Genomic DNA, 9,710 nt, shown 5'->3' on the forward strand with positions numbered 1-9,710 from the left:
GCTCGAACAGCGGCGGCCTCCCCACGAGCTCCGGAGGCGCCCGGGGGGAGGCCGCCGCTGTTCGAGCTCCGCGACGCCCAGGTGCGCCGCACGGGAAAGACCATCCTCTCGGTGGGGTCCTTCTCGCTGGCCGAGGGGGAGTCCGTCGCGCTGCTCGGGCCCAACGGCGCGGGCAAGTCCACGTTCGTGCAGCTGCTCACCCGCGAGGTACTGCCGCTGCACCGCGACGAGCCGCCCGTGCGCTTCCGCGGCCAGGACCGCCCCGCGCTCTCCGACATCCGCACCTGCCTGGGGGTGGTGAGCGGCACCATGCACGACCAGGTGCGCGTGCACCTGCCGGCGGCCGACGTCGTGGCGGGCGGGCTCTTCGGCACGCTGGGGCTGCCCCTGCGCCGCGAGGTGACCGAGGGGCACCGCAGGCTGGCGGCCGACGCCCTGGAGCGCCTGGGCATCGCCGACCTGGCCGACCGCGACGTCATGACGCTCTCCACGGGCCAGGTGCGCCGCGTGCTCGTGGCCCGCGAGCTCGTGCGCGACCCGGGGGTGCTCGTGTTCGACGAGCCCTGCACGGGCCTGGACCCCGAGGGTATGTACCACGTGCGCGAGGCCATGGCCACGCTGGCCGCCGAGGGGCGCTCCGTGGTGCTCGTGACCCACTACCCTGAGGACATCGTCCCGGCCATCGGGCGTGTGCTGCTCANCGGCAGCGCCCGGGTGGTGGCCGACGGCCCCAAGGACGAGCTGCTGCGCGACGACGCCATGACGGGGCTCTTCGGCGTGCCTCTGGCCGTGGAGGAGCGCGACGGCTGGTACTCGCTGCGCGGCGTGTACGGGTGAGCGGGGCGGGCGGCNCCGGCCCGCGGCGGGGCCCGCATACCGGCCTGCTGCGGGTTCCGCGTTGTNNACCTGAACGCGGNTGAGGGCGACCTTCTCGGCACCTGAACGCGTCTAGGGGCGGATTCGGCGCACCTGAACGCGGATGAGGACGGATTCCGGTGCCNAGGAGCCCCCGAGGTCGCCCCCAGCCGCGTTCAGGTGCCAGGAGAGGGGCCGGTCGGCGACCGGCGACTGAGAGAGGGGTCGGTGGCCCCCGGTGAGGAGGAGACGACCCATGACCAAGCTCGACGACGCCATCCCCTACGAGGACCTGCTCATGGTCTGCCCCCGGCCTGCCGTCGGTCCCGCGCCGGGCCTGCCGGAGGGGTACCGCTGGGCCGATGAGCCCGGATCGATGGGGGAGGAGTGGGCGGCCCTCATGACGTCGCTCGGGTTTCCTTTCTCGCTTGAGGAGGCCCGAGGCAAGTGGCGGGAGCTGCAGGCCCCCGACGTCGCGGCGCGCCACTTCTTCGTCCTGGGCCCCGAGGGGGATCTGGCGGCCACCTGCACGCTCTGCGCCGGCAAGTACCCCGAGGCCGCGCCGCTGCGGATGCACTGGGTCATGACGGCAGAGGGACACCAGCGCCGTGGGCTCTCGCGCACCGTGTGCCGGGCGGCGCTGGCGGCGGCCGACGGACGGCCCGTGCAGCTCTCCACGCAGGCCCAGTCCTGGCCGGCGGTGGTCCTCTACGAGAGCCTGGGCTTCAGGCCCTGGGAGCGGGCATGGGGCAACGTCGCCGAGGGAGAGGCCAAGGCCCGCTGGGCCCGCGCGAGGAAGGCGGCCGAGGCCCACGGCGCCCGCCTGTGACAGCGGTGCCTGGCCCATCTGTCACTTCGCCTATTGCTCGATTGATGTTGGGACAAAAGTGTCCGACNGATGGGNCAAAAGTGTCCGGGTGGTGGGACGGGGGCCGCGGCGAGGGCCCGGTCTGTGACGGGTTGGTTTCCGCTTCCTCTGAAATCAATCTAATAAGATACCGTGTCCCTCACTGAGCGATGCGAGGACGGGACGAGTACGGGCCCACCCCAGCCACACCCCGGATGGGACGGCCCCGAAACACCCCCGAGCAGCTGCGGTGCGGCATTCCGCCAGACCGGGCGACCCCCGGTCCCGGCGGGACGAGCCCCGCGGCCGGCGGCCCACCGACACCGGGCCTGTGGGCGCCCGCGCCCTCGCGCAGCTCTTGGCCCACGTCCGAGAGAGAAGCGAGGGACCATGAAACTACGCAGCGACGCCGTCAAGAAGGGGCTGGCCCGCGCGCCACACCGCAGCCTCCTCAAAGCCGACGGTCTCACAGACGAGGAGCTCGAGCGCCCGCTCGTGGCGGTCGTCTCGGCCCAGAACGAGGTCATTCCCGGCCACATCCACCTCCAGTCCGTCGCCGACGCCGTCAAGGCCGGCGTCCGCATGGCCGGCGGCACGCCGCTGCAGGTCAACACCATCGGCGTGTGCGACGGCATCGCCATGAACCACGAGGGCATGCGCTACTCGCTCACCAGCCGCGAGGTCATTGCCGACTCCGTGGAGTGCGCCGTGCAGGGGCACCGGTTCGACGCCATGGTGCTGATCCCCAGCTGCGACAAGATCGTGCCGGGTATGCTCATCGCCGCCTGCCGCCTGAACATCCCCACCGTGCTCGTCTCCGGCGGCCCCATGCTTGCGGGCCGCGNNGCCGACGNCTGCCAGACCGACCTCAACAGCCTCTTCGACGCCGTGGGCCAGGTCACCGCCGGTACCATGACCGTGGAGGAGTGCTCCCGTCTGGAGGAGACCGCCTGCCCCACCTGCGGNAGCTGCTCCNGNATGTTCACCGCCAACTCCATCTGCTGCCTGGCCGAGGCCCTCGGCATCGCCCTGCCCGGCAACGGCACGGTGCCCGCGGTCTTCTCCGAGCGCATCCGCCTGGCCAAGCGCGCCGGCATGAAGGTCATGGAGCTCCTCGAGCAGGGCGTCACCGCCCTGGACATCGTCGACTCCCGCGCCATCCGCAACGGCATGGCCCTCGACATGGCCTTCGGCGGCTCCACCAACACCATGCTGCACCTCACCGCCATCGCCCAGGCCGCCGGCTGCCCGGTGACCATGGACGAGTGGGACGAGGTCTCGGCCGCCACCCCCAACATGGTGCGCATCGCCCCGGCCGGCCCCCGGCACATCGANGACCTCGACGTCGTGGGCGGCGTCTCCGCCATCGTGGGCGAGCTCGGCCGCACCGGCCACCTCGACCTCTCGGCCCGTACCTGCCACGGCACGGTGGGGGAGTGGGTGGAGCACTGCCCCTCCCCCGACGGCGACATCGTGCGCCCGGTTTCGGAGGCCTACTCGCCGGACGGTGGCCTCAAGGTGCTCCGTGGCAGCCTCGCCCCCGACTGCGGCGTGGTCAAGAAGNGCGCGGTGGCGCCCGAGANGCGCCGCCACCGCGGTCCGGCCCGGGTCTTNGAGAGCGAGGAGGAGGCCTGCGAGGCCATCTTCGGCGGCCGTATCCGCCCCGGCGACGTCGTGGTCATCCGCTACGAGGGCCCCTCGGGCGGCCCTGGCATGCGCGAGATGCTCACCCCCACGTCGGCCATCTGCGGCATGGGACTCGACCGCTCCGTGGCCCTCGTCACCGACGGCCGCTTCTCCGGCGCCACCAAGGGCCCGGCCATCGGCCACGTGAGCCCCGAGGCCGCGGCNGGCGGCCCCATCGCCCTCGTGGAGGAGGGCGACACCGTCGCCATCGACATCGACGCCGGCACCATCGAGCTCGAGGTCGCGCCGGAGGAGCTCGAGCGCCGCCGCGCCGCTTGGGAGCCTCCAGCGCCCAAGTACACCACCGGCGTCCTCTCCCGCTACGCCAGGCTCGTCACCAGTGCAGACAAGGGGGCCTACCTGTCATGAGAGACCAGGACCGTATCCCGGCTCAGGCTGGGTCCAACACCGTCGCCGACAAGGTCGCCCGTCGTGCCCGGGCCATCGAGGGCCGCCCCTTCGGCCCCGGAAGCCGCACGGAGCACGAGGGTAGGACCATNACCGGCGCCCAGGCCATCATCGCCAGCCTCGAGGCCGAGGGCGTGGACACGATCTTTGGCTACCCGGGCGGCCAGGCCATCAAGATCTACGACGCCCTCTACGACTCACCTACGATCCGCCACGTCCTCGCCCGTCACGAGCAGGCCGCCACCCACATGGCCGACGGCTACGCCCGCGCCACGGGCAAGGTGGGCGTGGTGCTCGTCACAAGCGGCCCGGGCGCCACCAACACCGTCACGGGCATCGCCACCGCCTACATGGACTCCATCCCCCTGGTGGTCATCACGGGCCAGGTGACCCGCGGCGTCATCGGCACGGACGCCTTCCAGGAGTCCGACATCGTGGGCATCACCATGCCCATCGTCAAGCACAGCTTCCTGCTGCAGTCCACCGACGACCTCACCCGCACGTTCCGCGAGGCCTTCTACATCGCCTCCACCGGCCGCCCGGGCCCCGTGCTCATCGACGTCCCGAGCGACCTCTCCGGCGCCGAGATGGTCTTCCACTACCCTGACTCCGTGAACCTGCCCAGCTACCGCCCCACCTNCCGGGGCAACGCCAAGCAGGTGCGCTCCTGCGCCGAGCTCATCCGCTCCGCCAAGCGGCCGCTGCTCTACGCCGGTGGCGGCGTGGTGGCCAGCCACGCGTGCCAGGAGCTCACGGAGCTGGCCGAGAAGATGCGGATACCCGTCATCACGTCGCTCATGGGCAAGGGCGCCATGCGCTGCTCCAACCCGCTCAACCTGGGGCCCGTGGGCATGCACGGCTCCAAGTACGCCAACATGGCCGTCATGGAGTGCGACCTGCTCATCGCCTGCGGCGCGCGCTTCTCCGACCGCATGACCGGCAAGGTCTCGGAGTTCGCGCCCCACGCNAAGATCGTGCACATCGACATCGACCCGGCCGAGATCGGCAAGATCGTGAACCCCGACGTTCCCATTGTGGGCGACGTCAAGACCNTGCTGGCCGCCGTCAACCGGCGCCTCGACGAGACCGGCGCCGAGCCCGTGGGCGAGGCCTGGTGCCGCGAGGTCTTCGGCTGGCGGGAGCGCTGGCCCTTCTACACCTCGGACTTCGCGGACTTCCCTGACAAGATCGCGCCGGAGGTGCTGCTCGGCCAGCTCTCCGACAAGCTCGACCCCGAGCGCTCCATCGTGACCACCGAGGTGGGTCAGCACCAGATGTGGGCCCTCCAGAACATCCACCGCGAGCACGCCCGCACGTTCATCTCGTCCGGCGGCCTCGGCACCATGGGCTTCGGGTTCCCCGCGGCCATCGGCGCCAAGCTGGGCTGCCCCGAGGACGAGGTGGTGTGTGTGGCCGGCGACGGCTCGTTCCAGATGAACAGCCAGGAGATGGNCACGGCCGCGGCCAACCGCGTGCCGGTGAAGGTGCTCATCGTCAACAACCGCGCCCTCGGCATGGTGCACCAGTGGCAGACCCTCTTCTACGACCGCCGCTACTCGTTCACCGAGCTCGACGCCGTGCCCGACTTCGTGAAGCTCGCCGACGCCTACGGCTGGGAGGCCGCCCGCATCTCCCGCCCCGAGGAGGTTTCCGACGCCCTCGACGCCATGCTCGCCGCCGACGGCCCCTACCTCCTGGACGTCCAGATCCCGGCCGACCAGACCGTCTACCCCATGGTGGCCCCCGGCGCCCCCATCGACGACATCATCGGCGCNCTCGACGTGACCCTGGGCGGCGTACGGGTGAGCGAGAAGGGCTTCGGGGCCGCCGGCCACCCGCCGGTGTCCGACGACGATGACCGGGTGAGAGGGGATGAGGTCTCATGAACTACCTGCTGTCCATCCTGGTGGAGAACAAGCCCGGTGTGCTGTCGCGGATCACCGGCCTGTTCAGCCGCCGCGGCTTCAACATCGAGTCCCTGTCGGTGGCCCCCACCGAGNACGAGTCGNTCTCCCNCANGACCGTCATCGTGGAGGCCGACGAGGTGGGCTTCGAGNANATAACCAAGCAGCTCCACAAGCTCGTGAGCGTCTTCAAGATCTCCGACCTCACCTTTGAGGGGGCCGTGGAGCGCGAGCTGGTGCTCTTCAAGGTGCAGGCGCCACCCGAGCGCCGCCACGAGGTCATCNAGNNAGCCANCGTCTTCAGNGCCAACGTCGTCGACGTGGGCCACGCCACTCTCACCATCGAGGCCACGGGCACTGCCAGCAAGCTCGACGCCATGGAGGACCTGTTCCGCGCCTACGGCATCAAGCAGCTCACCCGTACAGGCAAGGTGGCCCAGACTCGCGGCTCCCGCGACGCCTGACCCCCCGAGCCCCGGCACGGCAGGGGCGTCCCAACCGGTTCAACCCGCCCGGCCGGGCGGAGAACGTGTCACCAGAAGCACAAAGGAGAGAACATGGCCGTCACCATCTGCTACGAGAACGACTGCGACCCCAACGTCATCCGGGGCAAGAAGGTCGCCGTCCTGGGCTACGGTTCCCAGGGCCACGCCCACGCCCTCAACCTCATGGACTCCGGTGTGGATGTCCGCGTGGGCCTGCGCGAGGGTTCCTCCAGCGCCCAGGCCGCCGAGGAGGCCGGCCTCAAGGTCGTGCCCATGGACCAGGCCGTCAAAGAGGCCGATGTCGTCATGATCCTCACCCCCGACGAGACCCAGCCCGCGGTCTACGAGAGGTACGTGGCACCCAACCTCAAGCCCGGCGACACCCTGGCCTTCGCCCACGGCTTCAACATCCACTACGGCTACATCAAGGCCNCCGAGGACGTGAACGTCATCATGTGNGCCCCCAAGGGCCCCGGCCACATCGTGCGCCGCCAGTATACCGAGGGCTCCGGCGTGCCCGACCTCGCCTGCGTCTNCCAGGACGCCACCGGCGACGCATGGGACATCGCCCTGTCCTACTGTTGGGGCGTGGGCGGCGCCCGCTCCGGCATCATCAAGTCCACCTTCAAGGACGAGACCGAGGAGNACCTCTTCGGCGAGCAGGCCGTGCTCTGCGGCGGCCTCGTGGAGCTCGTGAAGGCGGGCTTCGAGACCCTGACCGAGGCCGGATACCCGCCCGAGCTGGCGTACTTCGAGGTCTACCACGAGATGAAGATGATCGTGGACCTCATGTACGAGAGCGGCATCCACTTCATGNACTACTCCNTCTCCAATACCGCGGAGTACGGCGAGTACTACGCCGGTCCCAAAGTGATCAACGAGGAGAGCCGCGCCGCCATGCGCCAGATCCTCGCCCGCATCCAGGACGGCTCCTTCGCCGAGGAGTTTGTGGCCGACTGCAACNACGGCCATCGCTGGCTGCTCGAGCAGCGCGAGGCCATCAACAGCCACCCCATCGAGGAGACCGGCGANTCCATCCGCTCCATGTTCAGCTGGATCAAGAAGTAGGAGGTTGCGGCGGCCCTGGTGGCAGTGCTCGGACCCGGCGGCCAAGCACGATCCCCCTGCCGGTCGCGCTCCTTATCAAAGGAGCATTTNCCCGACAATATGCACCACAAGCGCCTGTACCGGCATTTTTATCCGGTATGGGCGCTTTTCCATTCACGATAAGAGATTGATAAGGAGCACGGGAGGTGCGGCTGTCCGGGTCGGGCACCATTGTTCGGTTCTCGACAAGGTGCCGTCTCGCNAGGCAACGNTTCGGCACGGTGAGTCCCTTCTTGACGAGAGACCAATGTGATATCACAATGACTTCAGTCAGCGGCCAGTGGGGCCGCGACCTCGAAAGGAGACCCTCCATGACCGTTGAGAAGAAGGNCACGGCCCTGTCTGGATGGCCGATGCTTGGCCCAGTGGCCCTCCTCGTCCTTGGCGACGCCGCCCTCTATGCCGTAGNCATTCCCGGCCTCGTCGAAGAGACCGAGTCCATAGTTCCCGTCTTTATGCTTGTCGGAGCCATCCTCCTCACCCTTGTCATTGCCGTGCTCGCCGGGGGATTCTTCACCGTGCAGCCCGGCCAGGCCCGGGTGTGCGTGCTGTTCGGCCATTACGTGGGCACGGTGCGCTCCGAGGGGTTCCATTGGGCCAACCCCTTCNACAGNCGCCGTCTCGACNCCANCATCTCGGCAGCAGAGGTGGTCAAGGTCGCTTCGGACGACGACAAAAGCGTCTCGTTGTCCGAAGGCCTCTCCACCAAGGTGAGCGTGCGCGCCCGCACCCTCAACGGCGAGCGCCTCAAGGTCAACGACAAGGTGGGCAACCCCATCGAGATCGCCGACGTCGTGGTGTGGCACGTGGAGGACACGGCCAAGGCCCTGTTCGACGTGGACGACTACCCCAGCTACGTGGCCATGCAGGCCGAGACGGCCCTGCGCCACGTGGCGAGCATCTACCCCTACGACCATGCGGGCGACTCCTCCGACTCCTCCGACGTCATCACCCTGCGCTCCAACGTCGAGGAGGTCTCGGCGGCCCTCCGCGAGGAGCTCTCCTGCCGTCTCGAGCCCGCGGGCGTGGTGGNGGACGACGCCAGGCTCACCCACCTGGCCTACGCCTCCGAGATCGCCCAGGCGATGCTGCGGCGCCAGCAGGCCGAGGCCGTCATCGCCGCCCGCCGCAAGATCGTGGAGGGCGCCGTGGGCATGGTGGAGATGGCCGTCAACGAGCTGGCCCGCGGAGGGGCGGTGGACCTCGACGACGAGCGCCGCGCCACCATGGCCTCCAACCTCATGGTGGTGCTCTGCGGCGACTCCGAGGCCCATCCCGTGGTCAACACCGGATCGCTCTACTGACACCCCATGGCCAGAAAGCAGTACCCCCTGCGCGTGGACCCGGAGGTGTGGGCGGCGGTCCAGAAGTGGGCCGACGACGAGATGCGCAGTGCGAACGGACAGGTGGAGTGGATCTTGCGCGACGCCCTGCGCCGCGCGGGACGGCTGCCGAAGGACCGCCCGGGCGACAGGCCCGACGGCGGCGCGGCCGAAGGGAGCTAGCCCGGACGGCCGGCCCGGTATGACAGGTTCTTTTCCTGCTCCTGAATAATTCCCAATCCCACTCTCCGCGGGGCTACCGTGGGGAGCCGGGCATGCCCCTCCGTTTGCAGGGGTGCCCGGCCGTGGCGCCGGAGGGCGGCGCGGCCCGATCAAGAAGGAAGGTGTTCCGTGTCCCAGCCGATTCTCGAAGTCCGTGACTTCACCAAGACCTACGGGGCCAAGGTGGCCGCGAACGGCTACTCCCTCGAGGTCGACTCCGGCCAGATCCTGGGCCTCGTGGGCCCCAACGGCGCCGGCAAGACCACGCTCATCTCCTCCGTCGTGGGCATCCAGGGCTTCGACGGCGGGTCCATCGCCGTCTGCGGCCACGACGTGGCGTCCGACCCCGTCGCCGCCAAGGCCGGCCTCGCCTTCGTCCCCGACACGCCCTCGGTCTACGGCTTCATGACCGGCATGGGGTACCTCGACTACGTCTGCGACGTCTTCGGGGTCCCCGCCCCGGAGCGGGCCGGACGCATCGGGGGGCTGGCCGACCGCCTGGCCATGGCCGACGCCCTGGGCTCCAAGGCCTCCTCCTACAGCCACGGCATGCAGCAGAAGCTGGTGCTCATGGGCGCCTTCGTCCACAGGCCGGCCCTCCTCGTCCTCGACGAGCCCTTCGTGGGCCTCGACCCGGTGGCGACCCGCACCCTCAGGGCCATGCNCCGCGAGCACGCCGACGGCGGCGGCGCCGTGCTCTTCTCGTCCCACGTGCTCGAGGTGGTGGAGCGGCTCTGCGACACCGTGGCCATCGTGCGCGGCGGCGCGGTGCGGGCCCAGGGCCCCATCGAGGCCGTGATGGGCGACGAGACCCTCGAGGACGTCTTCATGGACGTCATGGCCGACGGCGCGGGGGAGGGGCGATGAGGCTGTT

General features: G+C 69.8%; 9 protein-coding genes. All 9 read left to right on the plus strand.

All coding sequences use genetic code 11. The features are described from left to right. Positions 1-81 precede the first annotated feature (81 nt). The 9 genes from JX283_RS07030 to JX283_RS07070 all read left to right on the plus strand — a co-directional run bounded on the left by JX283_RS07030 (position 82) and on the right by JX283_RS07070 (position 9,703). The gene (locus JX283_RS07030; protein ID WP_239652526.1) at positions 82-837 is read left to right on the plus strand and encodes an ABC transporter ATP-binding protein; all 756 of its coding nucleotides are present in this window, start codon (positions 82-84) and stop codon (positions 835-837) included. A gap of 274 nt (positions 838-1,111) precedes the next feature. After that, complete coding sequence (locus tag JX283_RS07035; RefSeq protein ID WP_204408262.1) at positions 1,112-1,684, plus strand: GNAT family N-acetyltransferase; 573 nt, start codon at positions 1,112-1,114, stop codon at positions 1,682-1,684. Positions 1,685-2,092: 408 nt separating this feature from the next. Continuing rightward, positions 2,093-3,757: a dihydroxy-acid dehydratase gene (gene ilvD / locus JX283_RS07040; RefSeq protein WP_204829938.1), complete on the plus strand. Its 1,665-nt coding sequence runs from the start codon at positions 2,093-2,095 to the stop codon at positions 3,755-3,757. Continuing rightward, a complete protein-coding gene (ilvB, locus tag JX283_RS07045) occupies positions 3,754-5,682 on the plus strand; it encodes a biosynthetic-type acetolactate synthase large subunit (RefSeq protein WP_204829939.1) in 1,929 nt (642 codons plus the stop codon). The genes ilvD and ilvB overlap by 4 nt, the downstream gene beginning before the upstream one ends. Beyond that, on the plus strand, positions 5,679-6,164 hold the full coding sequence (gene ilvN / locus JX283_RS07050) for an acetolactate synthase small subunit (protein ID WP_204829940.1): 486 nt from the start codon (positions 5,679-5,681) through the stop codon (positions 6,162-6,164). Before ilvB ends, ilvN begins: the two co-directional genes overlap by 4 nt. A gap of 93 nt (positions 6,165-6,257) precedes the next feature. Beyond that, entirely contained in the window at positions 6,258-7,253 is a 996-nt protein-coding gene (gene ilvC / locus JX283_RS07055) for a ketol-acid reductoisomerase (RefSeq protein ID WP_204829941.1), read from the plus strand. A 494-nt stretch (positions 7,254-7,747) separates the two neighbouring features. Next, the gene (locus tag JX283_RS07060; protein WP_370583429.1) at positions 7,748-8,596 is read left to right on the plus strand and encodes an SPFH domain-containing protein; all 849 of its coding nucleotides are present in this window, start codon (positions 7,748-7,750) and stop codon (positions 8,594-8,596) included. 6 nt (positions 8,597-8,602) lie between these two features. After that, positions 8,603-8,797, plus strand: a complete 195-nt coding sequence (locus JX283_RS07065; protein ID WP_135978947.1) for an Arc family DNA binding domain-containing protein — start codon at positions 8,603-8,605, stop codon at positions 8,795-8,797. Between the two features lie 168 nt (positions 8,798-8,965). Further along, positions 8,966-9,703 carry an ABC transporter ATP-binding protein gene (locus JX283_RS07070; protein ID WP_204829943.1) on the plus strand — a complete coding sequence of 246 codons (738 nt, stop codon included), beginning with the start codon at positions 8,966-8,968 and terminating at the stop codon, positions 9,701-9,703. Positions 9,704-9,710: the final 7 nt, after the last annotated feature.

The organism is Olsenella sp. CU969 (genome assembly GCF_905219715.1).
Taxonomy (GTDB): domain Bacteria; phylum Actinomycetota; class Coriobacteriia; order Coriobacteriales; family Atopobiaceae; genus Granulimonas; species Granulimonas faecalis.